This window comes from Sneathiella glossodoripedis JCM 23214 (assembly GCF_000616095.1).
GTDB classification, from domain to species: domain Bacteria; phylum Pseudomonadota; class Alphaproteobacteria; order Sneathiellales; family Sneathiellaceae; genus Sneathiella; species Sneathiella glossodoripedis.
In genome coordinates, this window is record NZ_BAMS01000001.1 from 1159859 (window position 1) to 1183450 (window position 23592).

At 48.1% G+C, this 23592-nt stretch carries 21 protein-coding genes and 1 pseudogene; 16 read left to right on the forward strand and 6 right to left on the reverse strand.

What is annotated here, in order from left to right; all coding sequences use genetic code 11:
- The 3 genes and pseudogenes from xerD to JCM23214_RS05790 all read left to right on the forward strand — a co-directional run bounded on the left by xerD (position 1) and on the right by JCM23214_RS05790 (position 3049).
- Complete coding sequence (gene xerD / locus JCM23214_RS05780) at positions 1-903, forward strand: site-specific tyrosine recombinase XerD (RefSeq protein WP_025898093.1); 903 nt, start codon at positions 1-3, stop codon at positions 901-903.
- Between the two features lie 93 nt (positions 904-996).
- Positions 997-1982: pseudogene (locus JCM23214_RS26520) on the forward strand (HpcH/HpaI aldolase/citrate lyase family protein).
- Between the two features lie 107 nt (positions 1983-2089).
- Positions 2090-3049: an acetyl-CoA carboxylase carboxyltransferase subunit alpha gene (locus JCM23214_RS05790; protein ID WP_025898094.1), complete on the forward strand. Its 960-nt coding sequence runs from the start codon at positions 2090-2092 to the stop codon at positions 3047-3049.
- A 43-nt stretch (positions 3050-3092) separates the two neighbouring features.
- Here the strand turns inward: JCM23214_RS05790 and JCM23214_RS05795 are convergent, their stop codons facing one another.
- On the reverse strand, positions 3093-3938 hold the full coding sequence (locus JCM23214_RS05795) for an SDR family NAD(P)-dependent oxidoreductase (RefSeq protein WP_025898095.1): 846 nt from the start codon (positions 3936-3938) through the stop codon (positions 3093-3095).
- 180 nt (positions 3939-4118) lie between these two features.
- On the opposite strand from JCM23214_RS05795, the gene JCM23214_RS22185 reads away from it, so the two are divergent.
- Entirely contained in the window at positions 4119-5339 is a 1221-nt protein-coding gene (locus tag JCM23214_RS22185) for an EAL domain-containing protein (RefSeq protein WP_025898097.1), read from the forward strand.
- A gap of 188 nt (positions 5340-5527) precedes the next feature.
- Positions 5528-6298: a TIGR01459 family HAD-type hydrolase gene (locus tag JCM23214_RS19345; protein ID WP_267879381.1), complete on the forward strand. Its 771-nt coding sequence runs from the start codon at positions 5528-5530 to the stop codon at positions 6296-6298.
- A 55-nt stretch (positions 6299-6353) separates the two neighbouring features.
- Here the strand turns inward: JCM23214_RS19345 and JCM23214_RS19350 are convergent, their stop codons facing one another.
- Positions 6354-6935 carry a protein phosphatase CheZ gene (locus tag JCM23214_RS19350; RefSeq protein WP_025898098.1) on the reverse strand — a complete coding sequence of 194 codons (582 nt, stop codon included), beginning with the start codon at positions 6933-6935 and terminating at the stop codon, positions 6354-6356.
- A gap of 67 nt (positions 6936-7002) precedes the next feature.
- Positions 7003-7389: a response regulator gene (locus tag JCM23214_RS05815; RefSeq protein ID WP_025898099.1), complete on the reverse strand. Its 387-nt coding sequence runs from the start codon at positions 7387-7389 to the stop codon at positions 7003-7005.
- A gap of 270 nt (positions 7390-7659) precedes the next feature.
- Here JCM23214_RS05815 and JCM23214_RS05820 point away from each other — a divergent pair, with 270 nt between their 5' ends.
- The 11 genes from JCM23214_RS05820 to JCM23214_RS19355 all read left to right on the forward strand — a co-directional run bounded on the left by JCM23214_RS05820 (position 7660) and on the right by JCM23214_RS19355 (position 21337).
- Positions 7660-8094: a MaoC family dehydratase gene (locus JCM23214_RS05820; RefSeq protein ID WP_025898101.1), complete on the forward strand. Its 435-nt coding sequence runs from the start codon at positions 7660-7662 to the stop codon at positions 8092-8094.
- A gap of 17 nt (positions 8095-8111) precedes the next feature.
- Positions 8112-9104, forward strand: coding sequence for a bifunctional riboflavin kinase/FAD synthetase (locus tag JCM23214_RS05825; protein WP_025898102.1), 993 nt, complete (start codon positions 8112-8114; stop codon positions 9102-9104).
- Positions 9105-9371: 267 nt separating this feature from the next.
- On the forward strand, positions 9372-12194 hold the full coding sequence (gene ileS, locus JCM23214_RS05830; RefSeq protein WP_025898103.1) for an isoleucine--tRNA ligase: 2823 nt from the start codon (positions 9372-9374) through the stop codon (positions 12192-12194).
- A 19-nt stretch (positions 12195-12213) separates the two neighbouring features.
- Positions 12214-12675: a signal peptidase II gene (lspA, locus tag JCM23214_RS05835; RefSeq protein ID WP_025898105.1), complete on the forward strand. Its 462-nt coding sequence runs from the start codon at positions 12214-12216 to the stop codon at positions 12673-12675.
- A 17-nt stretch (positions 12676-12692) separates the two neighbouring features.
- Positions 12693-13280 (forward strand): DUF3035 domain-containing protein, encoded by a 588-nt coding sequence (locus JCM23214_RS05840; RefSeq protein ID WP_025898107.1) that lies wholly within the window; start codon positions 12693-12695, stop codon positions 13278-13280.
- Between the two features lie 125 nt (positions 13281-13405).
- A complete protein-coding gene (locus JCM23214_RS05845) occupies positions 13406-14764 on the forward strand; it encodes a M16 family metallopeptidase (RefSeq protein WP_037492960.1) in 1359 nt (452 codons plus the stop codon).
- Positions 14765-14831: 67 nt separating this feature from the next.
- Positions 14832-16124, forward strand: a complete 1293-nt coding sequence (locus JCM23214_RS05850) for a M16 family metallopeptidase (RefSeq protein ID WP_199899343.1) — start codon at positions 14832-14834, stop codon at positions 16122-16124.
- A gap of 77 nt (positions 16125-16201) precedes the next feature.
- A complete protein-coding gene (locus JCM23214_RS05855; RefSeq protein WP_025898113.1) occupies positions 16202-17485 on the forward strand; it encodes a phosphoglucose isomerase-related protein in 1284 nt (427 codons plus the stop codon).
- Positions 17482-19347 (forward strand): DNA mismatch repair endonuclease MutL, encoded by a 1866-nt coding sequence (gene mutL / locus JCM23214_RS05860; protein ID WP_025898114.1) that lies wholly within the window; start codon positions 17482-17484, stop codon positions 19345-19347. Before JCM23214_RS05855 ends, mutL begins: the two co-directional genes overlap by 4 nt.
- Entirely contained in the window at positions 19348-20544 is a 1197-nt protein-coding gene (locus JCM23214_RS05865) for a BaiN/RdsA family NAD(P)/FAD-dependent oxidoreductase (RefSeq protein WP_025898116.1), read from the forward strand.
- A complete protein-coding gene (locus tag JCM23214_RS19355) occupies positions 20537-21337 on the forward strand; it encodes a phytanoyl-CoA dioxygenase family protein (RefSeq protein WP_025898118.1) in 801 nt (266 codons plus the stop codon). The genes JCM23214_RS05865 and JCM23214_RS19355 overlap by 8 nt, the downstream gene beginning before the upstream one ends.
- Positions 21338-21451: 114 nt before the next feature.
- Here JCM23214_RS19355 and JCM23214_RS19360 read toward each other — a convergent pair whose 3' ends face one another.
- Genes JCM23214_RS19360 through JCM23214_RS05885 form a run of 3 tightly spaced genes read right to left on the reverse strand, consistent with a single transcriptional unit; the run spans position 21452 to position 23580 of the window.
- Positions 21452-21910 carry an RsmD family RNA methyltransferase gene (locus tag JCM23214_RS19360; protein ID WP_051548044.1) on the reverse strand — a complete coding sequence of 153 codons (459 nt, stop codon included), beginning with the start codon at positions 21908-21910 and terminating at the stop codon, positions 21452-21454.
- Positions 21910-22866, reverse strand: a complete 957-nt coding sequence (locus JCM23214_RS05880) for a pseudouridine synthase (protein WP_025898120.1) — start codon at positions 22864-22866, stop codon at positions 21910-21912. The genes JCM23214_RS19360 and JCM23214_RS05880 overlap by 1 nt, the downstream gene beginning before the upstream one ends.
- A complete protein-coding gene (locus JCM23214_RS05885; protein ID WP_025898121.1) occupies positions 22867-23580 on the reverse strand; it encodes a gamma-glutamyl-gamma-aminobutyrate hydrolase family protein in 714 nt (237 codons plus the stop codon).
- Positions 23581-23592: the final 12 nt, after the last annotated feature.

A 23592-nucleotide genomic window follows, 5' to 3' on the forward strand; every position in this document is an offset into this window, starting at 1 on the left:
ATGCAAGCCCATCTGGTGGAAAATTTTCTGGAAATGCTGGTGCTGGAGCGGAATGCCGCGGTTAATACATGTGAAGCCTATCGGCGCGATCTGCAAGAGTTTACCGAATTTCTGACACGCAAAAAATCAGATTTAAAAACCGCCACCCACCGTGATGTTGCCGATTTTATTCAATCTCTTGATGCAACGGGGTTAAGTAGTGCAACGCAGGCTCGCCGGTTAAGTGCATTGAAGCAATTTTATTCATTTTTGCTGCAGGAAGGTGTGCGGTCTGACGATCCGGCAATGAATGTAGACGCGCCAAAGGCTTCTAAACGCTTGCCAAAATATCTTTCACTCGAAGAGGTCGATGCGCTGCTTGCTTCTGCAGAAGGCGATGAGCCCGAGCAAATCAGGTTATATGCGCTACTTAATTTATTATACGCAACCGGCCTGCGCGTAAGTGAGTTGGTATCGTTGAAATATCCGCCAATGGGTAAAGATGATAATTTTCTGATCATCATAGGCAAAGGTAACAAAGAAAGGCTTGTTCCCGTCAATCAGGCCGCAAAGACAGCGCTGGCAAACTATTTGAAAATCCGCGAGTGCTTTATGGGAAAAGAGAGCCATTCGAAATGGGTATTTCCGTCCAGTTCGAAAGAGGGTCATTTGACCCGGCAACGCTTTGGTCAGTTATTGAAAGACATGGCGATCAAGGCGGGTATTTCGCCGTCACGCGTCTCACCTCATGTATTGCGTCATGCATTTGCCAGCCATCTGCTGGCGAACGGAGCGGATTTACGGTCATTACAAAAAATGCTGGGGCACGCAGATATTTCAACAACGCAGATTTATACTCACGTGCTGTCAGAACGAATGATTAATCTTGTCAAACAGCATCACCCTCTCGCAGATGCAAAATAGGTTACGCAAAACTTGACTCTTTTTCGCAATTGCAGCAATTTTCTTTCACAATAATAAGAACAATTGTCATATATGAAAAAGTGAGATCCTGAAATGAGCTTTACAATCCCTGAATTGTGCCCATCACGCCTGAACCGTTGTGAACTGGCTGTTCCCGGCTCCAGCCCTAAGTTCTTTGAAAAAGCAGCAAAATCGGATGCAGATGCTATTTTTCTGGATCTTGAAGATGCTGTTGCTCCTAGTGATAAAGAGCAAGCGCGGAAAAATATTATCGAGGCACTTAACGATATTGACTGGGGTGATAAGGTCATGTCCGTGCGCATAAATGGCCTTGATACCCATTATATGTACCGGGATGTGGTGGATATCCTTGAAAACGCTGGCGAGCGTCTGGATTTGATCATGATACCAAAAGTAGGTACAGCCGCGGATATTTACGCACTGGACATGCTCGCAACGCAAATTGAGACAGCGAAAGGCAGAAAGAAAAAAATCGGTTTTGAGCTGATTATCGAGACTGCGCTGGGTATGCAGAATATTCACGAAATCGCGGCGGCAAGTAAACGTAACGAAAGCTTCATTTCGGCGTTGCTGATTATGCAGCGTCAACCAAAGCGCGCACAACTTCAATTGGAGGTCCAAATCCTTTGTATGGTGTTTTGACGGACCCTGCCGAAGATGGAAGCCGCGATTATCATTGGGGAGATATGTGGCATTACGCAATCGCCCGAATGGTGGTTGCCGCACGCGCAAATGGTCTTCGTGCCATCGATGGCCCTTTTGGCGATTTTTCTGATCCGGACGGATATAGAGCTCATGGCAATCGAGCTGCTATTTTGGGCTGTGAAGGGAAATGGGCTATTCATCCGAGCCAGATCCCACTGGCAAATGAGATTTTCACACCCGATGAAAAAGAAGTTGCCAAGGCACGCCGTATTCTTGAAGCAATGGAAAAAGCCCAGCAAGAAGGATCAGGGGCGGTTGCTCTTGACGGTGGACTGATCGATATTGCGTCGATCAAACAGGCGGAAGCGCTGGTGAAACAGGCTGATATCATTGCAGCCCGGTCCAATTCATAACAATTGAATGACCTGTAATGGGTGATGTAAGCGGAAAGCCTTGTTGACGAGAGCTTTCCGCCTATTTATTACTCACAGTCCAAGCTAACTGTGAGTGAGTTTTACGAATGGATAATTTTCTGGATTTTGAAAAGCCTATTGCTGACCTAGAAGGAAAGATCAGAGATCTGGAAGGGTTGGACAGCGGCAGTGACATTGAAATCAATGAAGATGTTGCCAAACTGCGCCAGAAAGCTTCCCAGCTTTTGAAAACCACTTACAGTAAATTGACACCCTGGCAAAAAACTCAGGTTGCCCGTCATGTTGATCGTCCAAAGCTTCATCAGATCATAAATCAGCTCATCGATGATTTCTGCGAAATGGCAGGCGATCGTGCATTTGCTGATGATCACGCTATCGTTGGTGGCATGGGGCGTTTCCGGGGACAAACCGTCATGGTGATTGGAACTGAAAAAGGCCATGATCTTGAAACCCGGTTAAAGCACAACTTTGGAATGGCCAGACCTGAAGGGTATCGAAAAGCGCAGCGGCTAATGAAGCTTGCGGATCAGTTTGGTATTCCGGTTCTGACATTTGTTGATACATCAGGCGCTTATCCCGGCATTGGTGCAGAAGAGCGCGGTCAAGCGGAAGCAATTGCCCGTTCCATTCAGGTGAGCATGGATTTGCGGGTTCCGTTTATTGCCAGCATTGTCGGTGAAGGTGGTTCTGGCGGTGCCGTTGCCCTGGCGACAGCAAATCGGGTTTTGATGTTTGAAAACGCCGTCTATTCCGTTATCTCACCCGAAGGCTGCGCGGCAATTCTTTGGAAAACTCGCGATAAAGCGCAGGATGCAGCGACCGCCATGAAAATTACGGCGCAGGATTTGAAAGAGCTTGGGGTGATTGACAAAATAGTTCCTGAACCACTGGGCGGTGCCCAACGGGATATTCACGGGGCGATTAATACACTGGGCGACGCTGTTGAAGCTGAATTGAATGCGTTGAAAAATAAAGAGCCCGGTGAATTGAAAGAAGAACGCCGCAGGAAGTTCCTCGCCATGGGGCGGCTTGAAGGAATGGAATAGCGCGTATAGTTTGAATTTAGAAAGGGGCCAGATGGCCCCTTTTTTATGTATTGGTCTTTGCTTTAAAGGCCTGAACCATGCCATTAACCGACTGCTGATGCGCACTCCAGTGGCGACCGCCAATCATTCCTCCGTCAACCACAAGATCAGCAGCGTTGATGAAGCTGGCTTCGTCCGATGCGAAAAATAGCGCAGCATTTGCAATATCTTCTGGCAGGCCTGCCCTTGGGATCGGTTGCGCTTTGGACAGTAATTCACCAGCTACGCTGGAAGTTGCTTCCGCTTCTGCGCCAGTTAGTCCGAGAGCTTTTCCAAAGATGCCGGTTGCGGTTGCCCCTGGTGATATTGAGTTTACTCTGATGTTACTTTCGCCGAGTTCCATAGCGGCGCTTCGGGTTAATTGTAAAACAGCAGATTTAGCTGCACTGTAGACCATTGATGTGGAATAACCTGCAAGATGACCCGCGATACTTGCGTTGTTAATGATGCTTCCAAAACCCTGTTTTTTCATTACAGGAGCAACATGTTTAATGCCGAGCAGAACGCCACCCAGTAGCACCCGGATCGCTTCTATTGCTTTTTCATAATCCACAGTTTCGATGCTACCCACAGGAGCAGGGCCGCCTGCGTTATTAAAAAGCACATCGATTTTGCCAAATTTGCTGGCAGTTTCGGAAATGAGCGCCTTTACATCCGCTTCAACTGCCACATCCGTTTGAATAAAATGAGCGTTCGGCCCCAGCGAACTGGCAATTTTCTCTCCGTCGCCTTTGCGTCTACCTGCAAATACAACGGTTGCGCCCTCTTTAATAAATAATTCGACTGATTTTAGTCCGATCCCGCTGGTTCCGCCTGTAATAATGGCAACCTTGCTGTCCAGTCTTCCCATCTTATTTCCCCGTTTAAATTTTGTTATTTAGTTGGTTTGTTTTACAATTCGTTGTTAGGTTAATAAATATAACAGGTTGTTGCCTATTAAAATCGGATCAGGGCGTTACTCACCACTGTGCTGAGGTCTGAGTAGCGTTGAATCTTTTGAGGCAGTGAGTGGAACAAAGGGGCTGTTGGTGTGTTATATCATTTGGTGATTGTTGCGGCTTATGTGATGACAGCAATTGTCATCGGCAGACAGCTTCCTTCATTTGTTCCCGATATTGCACCATTGACCGGGTATTGGATTGGCGGATGCTTTTTCCTGATCTGTGCGCTAGCACATGAATTTATCATGCGTCGTGTTGAACGCATGGAAATGCAAAAAGAACTTCGCACCATCAAGCGCGACCTGTCTGCTGCAGAGGGTGGCCTTGAAAGGTTTGAGGGAATATTAGGCGGTCTTGCCGGCGATGATCAGAACATGGATGGCTTCGCTTCGGAAATGAAGATGCTTAGAAAGCTTCTTAATCAGCTCACTTTAGAGATGAATAAGGGGCAAGAAGGCGCAACATCTGCATCGAAAACCAACGGAGCAACACCACCGACGGCGAAGGAACGCCCGGTTCTGGTTGCATCGCCAGAGGTAGAAGATGAAGAGCAAACTGCACAGAAACGGAGTGAAATTCTTGAAATAGTGCGTTCAGGTTTACAGGAAAACCGGGTTGATTTGTATTTACAGCCCATTGTTCGACTTCCCCAGCGGCGGGCAAAATTCTACGAAGCCTTTTCACGAATTCGCGGACCACAAGGAGAAATCATCACGCCTCGTCAGTATTTGGCGATTGCTGAAGAAGCGGGTCTTGTCGGGACCATTGACAATCTGCTTCTTATTCGCTGCGTTCAGTTGATCCGCCGTGTTCGTCAGAAAAGTACGGATGTCGGATTTTTTGTGAACGTGTCCGCAAGAACCATGCGCGATGCCTCGTTCTTCCATCAGTTTGTTGAATTTTTGGACCGAAATAGCGATCTCAATGAAAATCTGATCCTTGAATTTGCACAGGAAGATATTGATTCTGCGACTGATCAGGTTCGTGACGGGCTGAAGATGCTGGCTGATATGGGGTTCGTGTTTTCGATGGATCAGGTCATTCGCCTTGATATGGATTTTGGTCAATTGGCCAAAGACAACTTCAAATACCTCAAGGTTTCCGCGTCAGATCTGTTGCCAGGCGGGTATGGATTGCCCATGAATATCCACCCGGAGGATCTGCATGAAGCCCTTGCGAGAGCAGAGGTTGAGTTGATAGCATCCCAAGTGGAAGACGAGGACACAGTCATTGGGCTTTTGGATGCTGATGTGAGCTTTGGGCAAGGTTATCTATTCGGTGTGCCCAAACCCCCTCCTGCAGCAAACTAGGGGCAACTCTTGACGTTGCTGTCAATTGCACCTATCCCTGCCAAATATCGTACTAAGATTGCCAAGAAAGTAGAATAAGTAATGTCTTTTCGGATTATCCCGGGTTTGTCGGAAGTGGCAGAAAATTATGACGCCTTTATCCTTGATCTTTGGGGCGTCGTCCATAATGGCCTGGAGCCTATCCGGGCGTGTTGGAATGTATGGAAAAGTTACGCTCAAACGGCTGTCAGATTCTTCTGCTTTCCAATGCGCCGCGAACTCATAACTTCGTGGAAGGGTTTTTGGAAAATATCGGGGTTGAACGGGATGCATATGACCTGATTCTAACCTCGGGGGATATGACCCGAATAGTGCTTGAAGATAAGCGATTTGATTTCCTAAAAGGAGATAACAAAAGCTTCTATCAGTTCGGGGCAGAGCGGGATAAAGGCTTGGAAGACGGCCTCGATTACAGCAAGGTTACAGAGCTTTCAAAAGCAGACTTTCTTATTTGCACGGGTCTTGCTGATGATGAAACCGAAACTCCAGAAAGCTATCGCGAATTATTGCAGGAAGCCGCAAAATATAATCTGCCAATGATTTGCGCCAATCCTGATCTGACCGTTATGCGCGGAGAAAACATGCATTACTGCGCCGGTGCACTCGCGCAATTGTATGAATCGCTAGGCGGGCAGGTTGAGTTATTCGGAAAGCCGTATCCTTGGGCATACAAGATGGCGATGGAGAAACTGCAAATTAGTGATCCTCAAAAAATACTGGCGGTTGGTGACAGTATGCGTACCGATATTAAAGGGGCCACCGGCGCAGGTATTGATTGCATTTTAGTGAGCGGTGGGATTCACGCCGAAGAGTGGGGACTTCGAGATGGGGATATCCCGTCAACTGAGCAGGTGGAATTGCAGGTTGAGCAGCATGGGGTTTGCCCGACTTTTGTGACGGGTCACATGAAGTGGAATTAAAAAAGCCGCTAATTTCACTTAGCGGCTTTTGGGAAGAATTTATCGAAAACAAAGATCAGTTGAACAGTGCGTCAATGTCATCCTGATCTACAGACTGCTGTCCTTCAATATCGGACTGTTTTTTCTGTTTTCCAGGCGAGTTTTCGTCGGCAGGAGCTGCTGATGAACTCTCGTCATTCGCGGACGAATCAGCGAACATGTCATCCACATAATCCTGATCAACACCTTCACCAGCAAGAGCAGGGCCGTTTAGAAGAGCGGCTTCTTCATCTTCCGGGTCTGCCGCTTCAACAGCAGCCTCGCTGTTTTCGTCATGCCCCCAAGCTGCAGTGAGCTTATCTAGATAAGTCTCGATATACTCCAGGGTAGAGACAACCTTGCTAATGCGTTGGCCCGTAATATCCTGAAAGGAGCAGGCCTCAAAAATATCCATGCAGGCGTCGTTTACCACATTGGCTTCCGTCACACGCGCATCCATAATTTTTTCGGCAGCTTCCATTATCTGATTGGTCGCAGATTCTGTTGCTTCCACAATCGCGTCCAGCTCCTTGCCCGCTCTTGGCAATTTATCCCGCTTCAGATCTTTCGGTCTGATTTGAGAGATTTCAGAACGCGCTGAGACAATAAAATTTACCAAATCACGCAGTCTGCATGCAGAGTGCTAAGCTCTTCACGAAGTGCAATGACTTCTTGCTCGGCATTCATTAGAAGTCGCCCAGCACAGCCGCCATTTTTGTCTTAAGTGTCGCTGCGTTAAATGGTTTTACGATATAGTTATTCACACCCGCTTTCTTTGCGGCGATAACGTTATCGGTTTTAGACTCGGCGGTAATCATAATAAATGGTGTTGCTTTGAGTGCTTCGTCAGCGCGCACTTCCTGCAGCAGCTGATAACCAGTCATCGGCTCCATATTCCAGTCAGAAATCACAAGACCGTATTTGGCTGTGCGCATTTTTGCGAGCGCCATGGATCCGTCAGTCGCCTCGTCTACATTATCAAAACCCAACTGCTTAAGCAGATTGCGAATAATCCGCAGCATTGTTTTGTAATCGTCAATGATCAGGATCGGCATATTCATGTCGACGGCCATAGAAGTACCCTCTTTATAAAGTCTATTTTCTACTATTTTGATGAAGTGCAGCGCTCAGGAAGCGTTGCTTTCACGATCAAACATTACGAATGGAACCTAAAAAAATGGTTAATGGATCAGGCAAAAAAGCCAGTTTTCGTTAAATTTGTCGAAAGCATTGGGCATGTTTGGTGAAAATGTGCCTCTTTACGCTATTTAAAACTCACAAGTTCTTGCAGCCCTCTCCTGTTGGGCACTATATTGCAATGCAAAATTATAAATGAGGGCGGAATGAGCGAATTTGAAAAACTGCACGGCTATTTTCTGGAAGATTTGAGCGTGGGCATGAGTGAAATGTTCGCCAAAACAGTAACCGAAGCAGATATTCTTATGTTTGCCGGTGTTTCCGGCGATACCAATCCGGTCCATTTAAATGCGGATTTCGCTGCGCAGACAATGTTCAAGGAACGCATCGCACATGGTATGCTCTCAGCCAGTTTTCTATCAACGGTTTTTGGCACCAAGTTGCCGGGGCCAGGTGCGATATACATGAACCAGTCCCTCAATTTTAAAGCTCCGGTTTGTATTGGGGATACTGTCGTCGCCCGTGTTGAACTGACAGAGATAAACGGTCGCCGTGTCACTTTTGACTGTAAATGTACGATTGGGGATACCGTAGTGTTGGATGGCGAGGCAACCTTGATGGTTGCCAAGAGGCCCAAATAGGCGCCGGAGCGGATTAGATGGAAATTCTCAAGACTTATTCAGACGTTCCTGAACAGTATAAGGGGTGTGTTCTTGCAATCGGAAATTTCGATGGCGTGCATCTGGGGCATCAGGCCGTTATTGGCGAAGCACAGAAGATTGCCAGTGAGTTGGAGGCTCCCTCCGGTGTCTTGACATTTGAGCCTCATCCAAGGGAATTTTTCGCCCCGCAGACACCTCCTTTTCGCTTGTCGACCCTTGAAACCCGGGCTGCACATCTCAACTGGCTCGGCGTCGATGTGATGGCGGCTCTTGCTTTCGATCTGGACTTTTCGCGAAAGACGGCCGAAGAGTTTGTATTTGACGTTCTCGTGAAAGGATTTGCGGTTCGCCACGTGGTTGTTGGCTACGATTTTATTTTCGGTCACAAGCGGCAGGGAACGACGGTTATTCTTGCCGAACTCGGGCGTAAGTTTGGCTTCGGTGTTACGGTGGTAGAGCCCGTTGGAGAAGAAACGACAATCTATTCCTCAACCGCAATTCGCACCCTTTTGGCAGAAGGAAACCCTTCAAAAGCGGCCAGTTTACTGGGTCATTGGTGGGAAGTGGAAGGGGAAGTCATCAAAGGTGATCAACGGGGCCGCACAATAGGATTTCCAACAGCCAACATACCGATTACGCATTACCATCCACCAAAATTGGGTGTCTATGCCGTGCGTGTAGGCCGCATGGGCGAAGGCGGTACGACTTCGTGGATTGATGGCGTGGCAAATTATGGCAAGCGACCGACATTTGATAAGAAGGATATCTTGCTTGAGGTTCATTTGCTTGATTTCGAGGGTGATCTTTATGGGGAGACGATCCGGATTGCTTTTGTGGACTTCATTCGCGACGAGTTGAAGTTTTCCGGGATTGACCAGCTGCAAGAGCAGATTGAAATGGATGCAAGAAAAGCGCGGCAGCTTCTATCCGAGCCAGAAAATAGACAAGATAAGTACGCAGATAAGAAGCTGAAACGAAAAAGAGCCTGATTTTGAGTAAAATAACAGCGGTTTCGGTAAACAGGCCTCTCGACACCTTATTAATGTCTTGATAAAACAGCGATATGAATTTTCACTGGTATTCTCAAATCCGCGCGCCGAAAATTGGCGGCGCCATCAGTCGAATTAGCAGCCCGGCCTGAAACGAGTAAGGCCGGGAAAACTGTCAGCGTGCGTTTCGCGGCAGGTATAAGAGAATGACCAAGTTCAGGTCTGATTAGATTACTTTTCGATAACTGTTAGGATCAGTTCGCCACCATGAGCACTGACTATAAATCAACTTTATTTTTGCCAACCACCAGTTTTCCAATGAAAGCCGGGCTTCCCAACAAAGAGCCGGGATTGCTTGAGCGCTGGGAGAAAATGAACCTGTTTGGAAAATTGCGCGAGCAATCAAAGGGACGGGAGCAATTTGTTCTGCATGATGGACCGCCTTATGCAAACGGCCATCTGCACATCGGGCATGCGTTTAATAAAATTCTGAAAGACGTCATTAACCGTAGCCAGCAAATGACAGGAAAAAATGCGCATTATGTTCCGGGCTGGGATTGTCACGGTTTGCCGATTGAGTGGAAGATCGAAGAGAAATATCGCAAAGCCGGTAAAAACAAGGATGAAGTTCCGATTAACGAATTCCGGCAAGAATGTCGTGAGTTTGCTGCCCACTGGATTGATGTGCAGCGTGAGGAATTCAAGCGCCTTGGCGTGATGGGCGATTGGGAGAACCCCTATCTGACAATGAGCTTCGATGCAGAAGCACAGATTGTCAAAGAGCTTCTCAAATTTGCGATGAACGGCGGGCTATATCGCGGCTCAAAGCCGGTTATGTGGTCGCCTGTTGAAAAAACAGCATTGGCAGAGGCGGAGATCGAATATCATGACCACACATCCACAACGATCTATGTCCGTTTTCCGGTAAAATTTGGCGGTGCGCCATTTGAAGGCGGAAGCATTGTAATCTGGACAACAACTCCCTGGACAATGCCGGGCAACAGGGCAATCGCATATGGAAATGAAATTTCCTATGTCGGCGTTGAGGTCAAGGCGGTGAGTGAAACTTCCCTGGCCAAAGTCGGTGAAAAGCTATTTGTTGCAGCTGAACTGCTTGAGGAGCTGAAACAGGTTTGCGGCATTGAAGAAGTTGAAGGCTTCTGGCAGGGCGTGGGGGCAGACCTTAAGGGGGTCACCTGTAGCCATCCGTTTGCTGGTCAGGGCTATGAATTTGACGTGCCGCTTCTTGATGGTGATCATGTTACCGTGGATGCTGGTACCGGCTTTGTTCATACGGCTCCCGGACATGGTCAGGAAGACTATGAAGTGGGTCTGAAATACAATCTTGAAATTCCACAAACCGTTGATGAGGATGGTACATTTTATAAACATGTCCCGATTTTTTCCGGAGAACATGTCTATAAATGTAATGAGCATGTTGCGGACGAGCTGGAGGCTGCGGGTGCGCTTCTTAAGCGCGGCAAAATCAAGCATTCCTACCCGCATTCCTGGCGATCAAAGGCTCCTTTGATTTTCAGAAATACGAGCCAGTGGTTCATTTCAATGGAGACAAATTCGCTACGCCAAAAGGCGCTAAAGGCGATTGATGAGACAAACTGGTATCCGAAAACGGGTCACCGCCGTCTTTACAGCATGGTTGAAAACCGCCCCGATTGGGTGCTGTCACGGCAGCGGGCTTGGGGGGTTCCCATAACTGTTTTTGTGAATAAGGAAAGTGGTGAGATTCTCCGGGATCCAGACGTAAACGCGCGGATCGAGAAGATTACGGAAGAAGAAGGATCTGATGCTTGGTTTGCATCCGATGCATCCCGTTTTCTTGGAAACAAGCACAATCCTGAAGACTATGAGATGATCAAGGATATTCTGGATGTGTGGTTTGACAGTGGCAGTACACATGCCTTTACCCTTGAAAACCGCCCTGAGATGAAGTGGCCCGCTGATCTGTATCTGGAGGGAACAGATCAGCATCGCGGGTGGTTCCATTCTTCCTTGCTTGAGTCTTGTGGAACAAGGGGGCGTGCACCGTATGAGGGTGTGCTAACGCACGGATTTGTTCTGGATGGAAAAGGCCGCAAGATGTCCAAATCGATGGGTAACATCGTGCCGCCAGAAAAAATCATCAAACAGAATGGCGCAGACATTCTGCGGCTATGGACGATTGCGTCTGATTATACGGATGATATGCGCATCGGCGACGAAATCATTCGTGGGCAGGTCGACAGTTATCGGCGCCTGCGCAACACTCTGCGCTTTGTGTTAGGTAATCTCGCCAATTGGGATGAGAGTGAGCGGCTCGAAATAGACGAGATGCCTGAATTGGAGCAATGGGTATTGCATCGGATTTCTGTATTGGACCAGCAGGTTCGTAAAAATGTTGCGAACTATGAGTTTAGCAGAATGTTTAGTGCAATTCATAACTTCTGCACGCTTGAGCTTTCTGCCTTCTACTTCGATATTCGCAAAGATGTCTTGTATTGTGATGGCGTAAATGACACGCGGCGGCGTGCGGCACGAACTGTCCTTGACCATCTGTTTCATTGTCTGACGTCCTGGTTGGCACCAATCCTTGTCTTTACTGCCGAGGAAACATGGCTTTCCCGTTTCCCCGGAGACGATAGCTCAGTGCATTTGAACCAGTTCCCAACAATTCCAGCCAATTGGCAGAACGCGGAACTGGACGCCAAATGGTCAAAAGTGAGGGCATTTCGTAGGGTGGTGACTGGTGCACTTGAAATCGAGCGCCGGGAAAAGCGTATCGGATCCAGCCTGCAGGCGGCGCCTATTGTGTATGTTAGTGCTGAGTTTGAAGAAGTGCTTAACGGGTTGCCGCTCGATGATATTTGTATCACGTCGGGACTGGTGTTGAGCCGCGATGCGTCACCAGAAAACGCATTCACGTTGGAAGATGTCAGTGGTGTTGCTGTCGTATCCCAACTGGCTGAGGGCAATAAATGTGAGCGCTGCTGGAAAATACTCGACGAAGTTGGGACGCATGAGACGCATACTGACTTATGTATCCGCTGCGCAGATGTGGTTGATGGCATGGATATAGAGGTGGCAGCTTCGTGAGTAAGCCGACAAGGTTAGGTTGATACTGGCGTTCGTTGCATTGGTCATCGATCAGGTATTTAAGCTCTACATGGTAGAGGTTATGGCCGATTATCCTTTCGGGATTGAGGTGACGTCATTTTTCCGACTTGTGATGGTGTGGAACAGTGGCGTCAGCTTTGGCATGTTCGCGGGAGGGGCGACGACGCGTTGGATACTGATTGGTGTCTCGTCTCTCGTTTCACTAGCACTGTTCGTCTGGCTGTTGAAGGCTTCTCGGAAGTTTTTGGCCACGGGTTTAGGGCTAGTGCTTGGCGGTGCCATTGGGAATATTGTGGATCGCATTCATTATGGAAGGGTTGCCGATTTCTTTGATTTTGACCTGATTTTCATGCGGTGGCCTGCTTTCAATATTGCGGATATGGCAATTGTTGGTGGCGTGCTTATATTGATGGTCGACAGCTTGTTTTTTGACGAAAAATCGTCTAAGACTGATAGCTAACTGAAAAGGGTGGGAATATGGCGCTTCGAGCTAAAATCACTACTGTATTAACGCTCTCTGCACTGGCGCTGTCTGTTGCAGGCTGCGATAGCACGCGTCAAGCGTTGGGTATCGACGGAAAGAAGGCACCAGATGAATTCGCTGTGCTGACGAAAGCACCGCTTATCATTCCACCAGATTTCACCTTGCGCCCACCTGCGCCGGGACAAAAAAGCCCTCGGGATGAGTTGGCTCGTTCGTCCGCGCGCTCTGCATTGTTCGGGCAGACGTCTCCTGGTGTAATAACTCAAGAAGAAGCAGCGAAAGCAGGCACTTCTGCAGGGGAGCTCGCATTGCTCAGGCAAGCGGATGCTGTCGATGCAGATAACTCTATTCGCGAAATTGTGAATGCTGAAACAAATGCGCTTCAGGAAGATGATAAATCCTTGATCGAGCGGGTCATGTTCTGGCAGAAGCAGCCAGCTTATGGGGATGTGGTAGATCCTACCAAAGAGCAAAAACGTATTCAGGAAAATGCGGCGCTAGGTAATTCCGCGAGTGATGGCGGGGAAACACCGATCATTGAACGCAGAAAGAAAGCGTTGCTGGAAGGCATCTTTGACTAAGTTGCCGATATAATCTGTTTCAGGCGTGTAACTTTTAAGTGCACGCCTTTTTTGTTTTTTCGTCCAGAAACACTTGCAAATTGGCGGAGCGCTTCTTTTATAAAAAGAAACAGACCGGGGATATCATGAACAGATCACAAAGTGCAGGCTTCATTCTCTCACTCATTCTTGTATTTGGATGTTTCTCTTACTCACTTAGCGCAGCAGAAGAAATTCCGACACTGTTTAATCCAAAGACCACCATGCTGGAAAACGGCATGCAGGTGGTAGTGATAGAGGATCATCGCGCCCCAATTGTTACGCATATGGTTTGGTATAAAGTAGGTGCCGCGGATGAGCCCGCCGGTAAATCGGGTATTGCCCACTTCCTGGAACATCTCATGTTCAAGGGAACCGCAAAAATAGGTTCAGGTGAATTTTCCCGAATTGTTGCTGAAAATGGTGGGCAGGATAACGCCTTTACCTCTCAAGATTATACAGCTTATTTTCAGAATGCCAGTGCAGATAAACTTCCGCTTTTGATGGAGTTGGAGGCGGATCGGATGCAGGGACTGCTTCTGGACGACGATGCCGTGGGTGCAGAATTGCAAGTTGTACTCGAAGAACGCTCTCAGCGAACTGATAACAATCCAAGTGGATTGTTTCGCGAGCAGTGGATCGCAGCCCAATATTTGGCTCATCCCTACGGGACTCCCGTTATCGGGTGGCGTAATGAAATCGAAAAACTGACAACACAGGACGCTATCGATTGGTATAAGACCTATTATGCTCCAAATAATGCAATATTGGTTGTTGCGGGGGATGTAGAGGCTGAAACCGTTTTCCAGTTGGCTCGTAAATATTATGGCCCTCAAAAACCGATGGAGATCCCTCCGCGTATCAGAGTGCAAGAGCCACCGCAGCTCGCAAAACGGGTCGTGGAAATGAGAGACGAGCGTGTTCGCGAACCAAGTTGGCGACAATCATTTCTTGCGCCATCAGCAAGAACAGCTGATGTGAAGGAGGTTCGAGCGCTTGAAGTCCTTAATGAAATCCTGAGTGGAGGTCCAACCAGTCGGCTCTATTCAGCGTTGGTACGCGATCAGAAAGTAGCAGCGGGGGCTGGTTCTTATTATGACGCAACTTCTTACGATCCCTCTATCTTTGTTGTTTATGGAACACCTGCTAGCGACGCTACAATTGACCAAGTAGAAGCGGGTATATGGGAAATCCTTCAGGATATTTTAAATAATGGTGTTGGGGATGACGAGTTACAGTCAGCGAAAAACAGATTGTTGGCTAGCGCGATTTACGCTCGTGATAGTGTAAGTGGGGCGGCAAATATTTTTGGCGCGGCACTGACCAGTGGCGAGAAAATTGAAAATATTGTCAATTGGCCAAGGCAGATTACTGAAGTGACGAAAGAAGAGATCAATAGGGCGGCTCGCAAATTATTTGATGAGAAATCCTCTGTTGTAGGAAAATTACTGCCGGAGGAGAAATAAGCATGAGCAAATTTTTATTCTCAGGCCGTAATTGCTCGCCAACTGTTTGTTCCTCTTGATATTAGCATTGCCCTCACATGCCCTGTCGCTGGAGATAAAAGAAATACAGACCCCAGGGGGAATAAAGGCATGGTTTGTTGAGGAAAAAACCATTCCAATTCTGAACATGGAAGTCATATGGAAGGGGGGCGGCAGTGCTGTAGCCAAGGAGAAGTCTGGGCTTGCAAGACTGATGGCGGCAACACTTGATGAAGGTGCTGGTGATCTTGACAGTAAGGCTTTCCAAAAAAAGCTTTCTGATTTGTCTGTCTCGCTTTCCTTCGACGCTGGAAAAGATACGTTTCGTGGTAGTTTGAAAACTCTTTCAAAGAATGCGGAGCAAGCTTTTGAGCTCTTCGGACTTGCAGTAAATGCACCTCGCTTTGATGAAGAGGCTGTCGAGAGGATTAAAGGGCAGCTGCTTGTTGGGTTAAATCGGCAACTTTCCGATCCAAATGATCTTGCAGGTGATGCTTGGTTCGAGCTGGCTTTTTCAGGGCATCCATATGCAATTCCCACAGAAGGAACACTGGAAACAGTTCCAAATTTAACTCCTGCTGATTTGAAGTCGTTTCAGAAAAATCAGCTCGCCAGAGATAATATGGTTATTGCGGTGATTGGAGATATTTCCGAGGCGGATTTGGTGCAGTATCTTGATGCTGCATTTGCTTCATTGCCTGCAAAAGCAAGTCTGCCAAAAGTTGAGCGGGTTAAAAAACTTGGCGGACCTGCCAATAAAATTATCCCCATGGATATTCCGCAAAGCGTAATTGTCTTTGGCGGAGACGGGGTCTTGAGAGACGACCCTGATTACTATGCGGCTTATGTACTTAACTACATTCTTGGCGGTGGTGGCTTTGAATCCCGTTTGTACAGAGAGATCAGGGAAAAAAGGGGGTTAGTGTACTCGGTATATAGCTACCTCTCTCCCTTCGAAGAGGCCGGCGTTCACTTGGGCGGTCTTGGGACCGGTGAGAAGACAACCATAGAGGCCATTGAGCTCATTCGCAGTGAACTGACAAAAATAAGGCAAAATGGCGTAACGGAGAGGGAGCTCGAAGCTGCCAAAAAATATTTGAATGGTTCGTTTGCTTTGAGATTGTCGTCAAATGCGCGTATTGCCGGAATAATGGCAAGCATGCAATTTAGTAATTTATCAATGGACTATCTTGATGAGCGCTCTGCACTTATTAACGCGGTTTCTCTTGAAGATATCAAACGAGTGGCCAAAAGACTGATGGATCCAGACAGATTACTGCTGACTATTGTTGGAAAGGGCGAAAACCAAGCAGAATGGGAAGAGGCCCTTAAAAATTTTTAGGTAGTTTTCGTAGCATTTGGTAGCTTAGGCAGACGGTATCAAGTTCGCGCACATTATAGAAACCTTGGACAGATTGCATGAGCTACAAACAGACCTTTGAAAATTGCTTTTCGTTAAACGGCGGAGGCATGCAGGATTGGGTGCGAACTGCATTCATGAAATCACTTGCGCAGACAGAAACAGTTGTGTCGTCGCTACAAATGCTCAAGGAAAAAGGGCGATTGCCGCTGCTAAATCTTCCGTTTCAAACGGATGACCTACAGAGGCTCTCACAGCACAGATTTGTAAAGGACAAAAGCTTTAATCGATTTGTTGTGGTGGGAATTGGTGGATCGTCGCTTGGCGGACAGGTGCTTGTCAATTTACGAGATCGCGATGATGAGCCGTATTTGACCTTTTGGGATACGCTCGATTATCACGTTATGAAACCCTTTTTGCGTGGCAAGAGGTTGAAATCAACGCGCTTTCTGTTGATTTCAAAATCAGGTACGACACCTGAAATTATGGCTCAGACACTCATGGTAATTGAAGCGCTCAATAAGGATGGGGGCGCAGAAGCTGTTGCAAATCAATGTATTGCCATATGTGAGCCCGGAGATAATCCGCTTGGGTATATTGCTGATAAATGGGGGATTGAGCGATTGGATCATGATCCTGATATTGGAGGGCGATATTCGGGTCTTTCACTGGTAGGGGCGCTGCCTGCGTTAATTGCGGGCATTGACATGTGGGCGGTGAGAGAAGGTGCGCGCCAAGTTTTAGAAGATACGCTGCAAAACCCGGAATCTGATCCGCGGGTGTCTGCGGCCATGACACATGCGCTGTCTGAGATCAGCGGTGCGAAAATGAATGTGTTAATGCCTTATTCCAAGCAGTTGGAGCCATTTACTCATTGGTATCGGCAGCTATGGGCAGAAAGTATTGGCAAGGAAGGACGCGGCACGACACCTGTCAATGCCCTCGGCCCCATTGATCAGCATAGCCAATTGCAACTATGGCTGGATGGACCAAATGACAAATATTTCACGCTCATCATTAATCGGGAAGTCGATAAAAGCCCCCTTATGGATGTTGAAATTGCAGACAGCATACCAGCGCTTGATTATCTGAAAGGGCATAAAATCAGCGATGTTGTGCAAGCAGAAGCTCATGCGACGGCCAAAACTCTGGCTGATCGGGGGAAGTATTTACGATGTATCTATATCGATAAACTTGATGAGAAAACAATTGGTGCATTATTGATGCATTTTATGCTGGAAACAATTATTACCTGTCATCTGATTGGCGTTAATCCGTTCGATCAGCCTGCTGTTGAGCAGGGGAAAAAACTGACGAAAATGTATCTAAAGGGTGAGGAATGACACTCCGGAAACTGCCGGACAATATTGTCAACCAGATTGCAGCAGGCGAGGTTGTTGAACGGCCTGCATCCGCGGTTAAGGAATTGGTGGAAAATGCAATTGACGCCGGAGCCGATCGAATTGACGTATTGATGCGTACAGGTGGTCGTTCTTTGATATCGATCAAGGATAACGGCAAAGGAATGACACCTGAAGAGTTGGAGCTTTGTTTTGAGCGTCATGCGACATCCAAGCTCCCGGACGAAGATTTGGTAAATATCCAGCATCTCGGGTTTCGGGGGGAGGCTATTCCTTCAATCGCTTCTGTCAGCAGAATGAGTATCACGACCAGAACTGCGGATGCTGATAACGCCTGGAAACTGTCGGTGGAGGGAGGGCGAAAAGGTTCGGTGGAACCTGCAGCCATGTCGACGGGAACTCATGTTGAGGTGCGCGATATTTTTTATGCAACGCCGGCTCGCTTGAAGTTTTTAAAGTCTGAGCGCGCGGAGTTTGGTGCAGCGCTGGACGTAATACGCCGACTTGCGATGGCCTATCCGTCAATTGCATTTTCACTTTCTGATGAAAAGCGAACCGCGCTCAAAGTATCTGCAGCGCAAGGAGATTTGTTTGAGGCGTGGTTGGATCGCCTTGGCGCAATCATGGGGCGCGAGTTTTCAGAGAATGCTTTAAAAATTGATGCTGAGAGAAATGGAGTTGTGCTGACAGGCTATGCGGGTGTTCCAACGTTTAACCGTGGAAACGCAAATATGCAGTTTATGTTTGTAAATGGCAGGCCTGTTAAAGATAAAACCTTCACGGGAGCCATCCGCGCTGCATATATGGATTTGCTTGCTCGTAACCGTCATGCGCTCCTCGCTCTTTTTCTGGAGTTGCCTCCTGATCAGGTGGATGTGAACGTGCATCCTGCAAAGGCGGAAGTTCGTTTCCGGGATTCTGCTGGTGTCAGGGGATTGATAATTGGCGCTTTGCGCAACGCTCTTGCGGCGAACGGACATCGAGCTTCGTCTACGGTAGGACATCAAGCGTTGGGTGCATTTCGCACTGAAAACAATCCTGCGTTTGAGCAGCTTAATCTGCAGAGCAGACCCTCAAGACCTGTCGGTATGGGGAATTGGGCGGAAGTTCGTCCAAATAGCAACACACAGTCCCATTTAGCGGAAGAGACAAGCGCCTATCAGGCACCACTTTCGCCAGCGCAGAACACGGAGCCGATGGCACCATCAGCGCGGGATTATGGTGCCGAGCAATCTGCACAAGCCAGTGAAGGGGATTTTCAGACTTATCCGCTCGGGGCCGCACGCGGGCAGCTTCATGAAACCTATATTGTCGCTCAAACAAAGAATGGTATGGTGCTCGTCGACCAACACGCTGCTCATGAAAGATTGGTAATGGAGCGGATGAAAAAGGCTTATAGCCAACGATCTGTTGGGCGGCAGATGCTTTTGCTTCCGGATGTCATCGAAATTGACGAGGCGGCGGCTGAACGCGTGTGTGAGCGGGCGGAAGAGCTTGCGGAAATGGGGCTGGTGATTGAACCCTTCGGTCCGGGCGCGATCGTGGTCAGGGAAACTCCGGCCTTACTTGGCACATGCAATGTCAAAGGCTTAATACAGGATCTAGCTGACGATTTGGCAGAGTTTGATACCGCCCTTGCCTTGAAAGATCGACTGGATGATGTGTTTGCGACGATGGCATGCCATGGGTCGGTTCGCGCTGGACGGCGGTTGTCCATTGATGAAATGAATGCATTGCTGCGAGAGATGGAAGTCACACCGCATTCGGGTCAATGCAATCATGGAAGACCTACCTATGTGGAGTTGCAACTATCTGATATTGAAAAGCTTTTTGGGCGCCGATAGATGTCTGATTTTACTGATGCGGAGTATGATGTAGTCGTTATTGGTGCCGGAGCTGCAGGGCTGATGTGCGCTATCGAAGCCGCCAAACGAAAACGCTCGGTCTTGCTGCTGGAGCAAGCAGACAAGGTTGGCAAAAAAATTCTTATTTCCGGCGGTGGGCGCTGTAATTTCACCAATCTTTTCGCTGCTCCTGACCGCTATTTGTCTGACAATCGCCATTTTTGTAAATCCGCGTTAAGAGCATACACCCAGTCAGATTTTATTGAATTGGTCAGGCGATATGGCATCGCCTATCACGAGAAAAAACTCGGACAGCTTTTCTGCGATGAAAGCTCACAAAATATAATCGATCTCCTCCTCAGTGAAGCTGAGAAGGCTGGGGTCAGACTTCATTGTGATCGCGCTGTGAAGAGCGTAAAAGCTTCTGAAAAATCGGGGTTTGTCGTGAATGCAGGACCTGAAGCTGTGACCTCAAATGCGGTCGTTGTCGCAACCGGAGGATTATCAATCCCGAAACTGGGGGCAAATGATTTTGCCTACCGCCTTGCCAGACAATTTGACCTGAAGGTGACGCAAACTCGCCCGGGTCTTGTCCCGTTTACATTTGACGCACCTGATTTGGAGCGTTTCGCAGGTTTGACTGGTATTTCTGCCGATGTCGTCGCCAAAATTGGGAAAACAAGCTTTCGCGAGAATGTGCTTTTCACTCATCGCGGGGTCAGCGGGCCTGCGATTTTACAAATTTCCTCTTTCTGGAAAGAAGGGGATGTGGTGCATCTGGATTTCCTGCCGGATGAAGATGTGTTGGGGCTATTACAGGCTGCGCGCAAGGAAAATCCAAAAGGCCGTGTTCGAAAAATTCTTTCCCAATATCTTGCCAATCGACTGGTTGAAAAGCTTTTGGAGAAAATTGAACCCATTCCGGAGCTTGGAAACTGTTCTGATAAGTTGCTTCGAAAAGTAGATAGCGCGATCAAGCAGGTCATTATCAAGCCAAATGGCACAGAGGGATATCGCAAAGCTGAAGTAACTGTCGGAGGGGTCTGTACCTCCGAGATCAGTTCAAAAACCATGGAAGCTAAGAAAGTTTCCGGGCTTTATTTTATTGGTGAAGCTGTTGATGTGACCGGTTTTTTAGGTGGATATAACTTCCAGTGGGCCTGGTCTTCTGGTTTTGTCGCGGGGCAGAATGTCTAGGACGGCCCCAGAGGATTGGTTAAAAATTTGTCCTCATTTGACAATAGGCACGCCCTTTGGCGATCCGTGTTTGTCTTTTGATGAAAATGAGCTCGAACAGATTGCCGCAGGCCTTCATCAGCGGGGCTATTTTTCTGTGCCCGGGCGATTTGAGCGTCAAGAGATCGCCCCAATATTGAATGGCATGCGGTGTTTGAAAGATCACTCAATCCCACCAGTCTATATTTACCTCTATGATCAACCCTGGTTTTTGTTCGAAAAGCTCAAAACACTGCTGAGTTATATCTTGGGAGAGCAGTATGCGTTGCTTCCTAATTTCTGGGCGTGGCATCTGACATCTGCAGGAGAACAAGGATGGCCAATCCATCGGGATTGCGATGCGCAGACTGTGTTTGATATGGGTGAAGATCGCCTGCTTATGAGTTTATCTCTCTGGATTCCTCTCACTGATGTTGATGAGCAGAATGGCTGTATGCACGTCGTTGAATATCCAAAAGAGAAAGCTTTGCAAAAAGCCGGCATTGAAGCAGAGGACATGTTGAAAGCAGCGACCGCATTGCCTGCCCCCGCAGGATCGGTGCTTGGGTGGCCGCAGGATGTATTGCATTTTGGCGGGACGTATACAGAACAGGCACAAAATGAGCGGGCCAGTCTGTCTTTCGAATTTCAGAATACCGCTTTCGACCCCCTAGCCACACCGTTGCTGGATACTTCGTCCCCTCCACCTTTTGAACAGCGGCTTGAGTTATTGTCGCTGCAGATCGAAAAATACAAACATATAAATCAAGGGTGAGTTAAGCGATTGCCTTATGCAGAAAAATCAGTTTAGCAGCTCCGTATTTACGAGGTTGCATCTGATTCAGACCGGCTATTTGAGGAAGGGTTTCCTTGGCTGCTAATTCGACGACTACGATGGTGTGATCTGAAATCCAGCCATTTTCGAACAGTGCCTGCAGGTAGGTGCAGCCAAATCCTGTTGGTATGGCGGGTCCATCAAGATGAGATCTACTGGTGCGGCTGCCATTCCGGGTGAGATGGCACTTCTGTTCAGAATGCTCGCCTTTTGCTGGGCCCCGATCAAGGCAACATTCGATTTTATTAACTTCAGGCTATCCGGGTGATTATCCATGAAAGTTGCATGCGTTGCACCGCGAGAGAGCGCTTCAATCCCCAGAGCACCAGTGCCCGCGAAAACATCAAGGACCTTCATCCCAATTGGTGCAGGGCCATTGGATGTCCGATAGTCTGAGCTATGAGCCAATATATTGAATAGGGCTTCACGCGTTCGATCCGCTGTAGGGCGTATCCGCTTGTCATCGGGAAGCTGCAGGCGCTTACCTTTATTCTGCCCTCCAACGATGCGCATTAGCGGCGTCCAGCTTTAAAGTTTTTGGTCCGGCTGTTGTTTTTTTTGCCTGCTGGTGCCCCACCTTTGGTGTTGGATTTGGAAGGGGCGCTTTTCCCGGCAGCTTTTCCTGATGGTTTGATCGAACCTGAGCGAGCCTGCTTGGGTTGACGAGTGGCTTTATCCTTTCCCTGCAAGCTCGGTTTGCGGCTTTTGGGTGGTGCAGGTTTGGCGGGTTCTTCAAATTTTTCCACGCCCATCTGATCCCGGAGGATTTTGGATTTTACTTCGTCAACTGCTCCTTCTTCCAATTCACCAAGCTGCAGTGGACCGTAGGACACGCGAATGAGCCTGAGGACCGGGTATCCCAGGTGGTCCATAACTTTACGGACCTCGCGGTTCTTGCCTTCACGAATGGAGATTGTAAGCCAAGAGTTTGCGCCTTTTGTGCTATCCAGAACAGCTTCGATGGACCCGTAGCGAATTCCTTCGATTGTGACGCCCGCGGCTAATTTCTGTAGTTCATGCTCTTTTGGATGGCCATGAACTCGTACACGGTACTTGCGCTTCCAACCCGTTGCAGGCAATTCAAGGCGTCTAGCCAGCTCCCCATCGTTGGTGAGCAGGAGCAAACCTTCAGAATTAAGGTCAAGGCGTCCTACGGATATTACACGAGGCATATCTTCAGGCAGCTTGTCAAAAACCGTATCGCGACCCTTTTCGTCTCGATGGCTTGTGACAAGACCTGCGGGTTTGTGATATCGCCAAAGACGAGGGCGCTCTTTTTCCGGAAGCGGGTTCCCATCAACTATAATTTTGTCAGTGTCATCAACCGTTACAGCGGGGGATGTCAAAATTTTTCCGTTGAGTGATACGCGACCTTCTTCGATCCAGCGTTCTGCGTCGCGGCGCGAACACAAGCCTGCTCGGGCAATTCGTTTCGCAATGCGTTCTTTTTTGGATGTCTCTTCAGTCATTTATACAGAAGACTCCTTAATAAAGGCGTCGAAAATTTTGCGATCCCCTTGAGAAATTAAATACTCTGGGTGCCATTGTACACCCAAACAGAACCTGTATCTGCTATCTTCGATACCTTCTATTACACCATCAGGCGCAATCGCATTTACGGTAATATTTTCCGAAATGTCTTTCGCCGCTTGATGATGCGCACTGTTAACTGGAAGTGTATCTTCCTGGACGATCTGATGCAAAAGTGTGCCCGGTGTTACAGCAACTGTATGTCCGGCTTCGGTTCTTGGATTGGGTTGCTCATGCGGCAAAGCATTTTCAACTTCATCCGGGATGTGTTGAATCAGTGTTCCGCCCAAAATTACATGTAGCAACTGCTGCCCACCGCAAATACCTAACACTGGTTTGTTCTTTTCCAGCATTGCGATCGTTACAGATTTTTCGAATTGGGTACGCCGATCTTTCGTTATGACCGTATCATGTCGCGATGTCGCTCCAAACATAGCCGGGTCAACATCAAATGCCCCACCGGTGACAACCAGTCCATCAATTACATCAGCGTAAGTGCCAGCAAGATCAGGTTCATGGGGAAGGGGCATTGGTATGCCGCCACTTTGTGTGATGACATCTGCATAGTTCTGGCGCAGGGCATACCAAGGCATGTTGGAATAACCACCAGGGTTTTCAGAATCGAGGGTGATGCCAATAATCGGTTTTTTCATGCTTTCTTTTAA

Bases quoted from the DNA above. Each gene is read 5' to 3' on its own strand.
- JCM23214_RS05815 (WP_025898099.1), bottom strand. From the start codon at position 7,389: ATGGCCGTCGACATGAATATGCCGATCCTGATCATTGACGATTACAAA.
- JCM23214_RS05820 (WP_025898101.1), top strand. From the start codon at position 7,660: ATGAGCGAATTTGAAAAACTGCACGGCTATTTTCTGGAAGATTTGAGC.
- mutL (WP_025898114.1), top strand. From the start codon at position 17,482: ATGACACTCCGGAAACTGCCGGACAATATTGTCAACCAGATTGCAGCA.
- JCM23214_RS05795 (WP_025898095.1), bottom strand. From the start codon at position 3,938: ATGGGAAGACTGGACAGCAAGGTTGCCATTATTACAGGCGGAACCAGC.
- JCM23214_RS05880 (WP_025898120.1), bottom strand. From the start codon at position 22,866: ATGACTGAAGAGACATCCAAAAAAGAACGCATTGCGAAACGAATTGCC.
- JCM23214_RS19360 (WP_051548044.1), bottom strand. From the start codon at position 21,910: ATGCGCATCGTTGGAGGGCAGAATAAAGGTAAGCGCCTGCAGCTTCCC.
- JCM23214_RS05790 (WP_025898094.1), top strand. From the start codon at position 2,090: ATGGATAATTTTCTGGATTTTGAAAAGCCTATTGCTGACCTAGAAGGA.
- JCM23214_RS05855 (WP_025898113.1), top strand. From the start codon at position 16,202: ATGAGCTACAAACAGACCTTTGAAAATTGCTTTTCGTTAAACGGCGGA.
- JCM23214_RS19355 (WP_025898118.1), top strand. From the start codon at position 20,537: ATGTCTAGGACGGCCCCAGAGGATTGGTTAAAAATTTGTCCTCATTTG.
- JCM23214_RS05885 (WP_025898121.1), bottom strand. From the start codon at position 23,580: ATGAAAAAACCGATTATTGGCATCACCCTCGATTCTGAAAACCCTGGT.
- JCM23214_RS05840 (WP_025898107.1), top strand. From the start codon at position 12,693: ATGGCGCTTCGAGCTAAAATCACTACTGTATTAACGCTCTCTGCACTG.
- JCM23214_RS05825 (WP_025898102.1), top strand. From the start codon at position 8,112: ATGGAAATTCTCAAGACTTATTCAGACGTTCCTGAACAGTATAAGGGG.
- JCM23214_RS05865 (WP_025898116.1), top strand. From the start codon at position 19,348: ATGTCTGATTTTACTGATGCGGAGTATGATGTAGTCGTTATTGGTGCC.
- xerD (WP_025898093.1), top strand. From the start codon at position 1: ATGCAAGCCCATCTGGTGGAAAATTTTCTGGAAATGCTGGTGCTGGAG.
- ileS (WP_025898103.1), top strand. From the start codon at position 9,372: ATGAGCACTGACTATAAATCAACTTTATTTTTGCCAACCACCAGTTTT.
- JCM23214_RS05845 (WP_037492960.1), top strand. From the start codon at position 13,406: ATGAACAGATCACAAAGTGCAGGCTTCATTCTCTCACTCATTCTTGTA.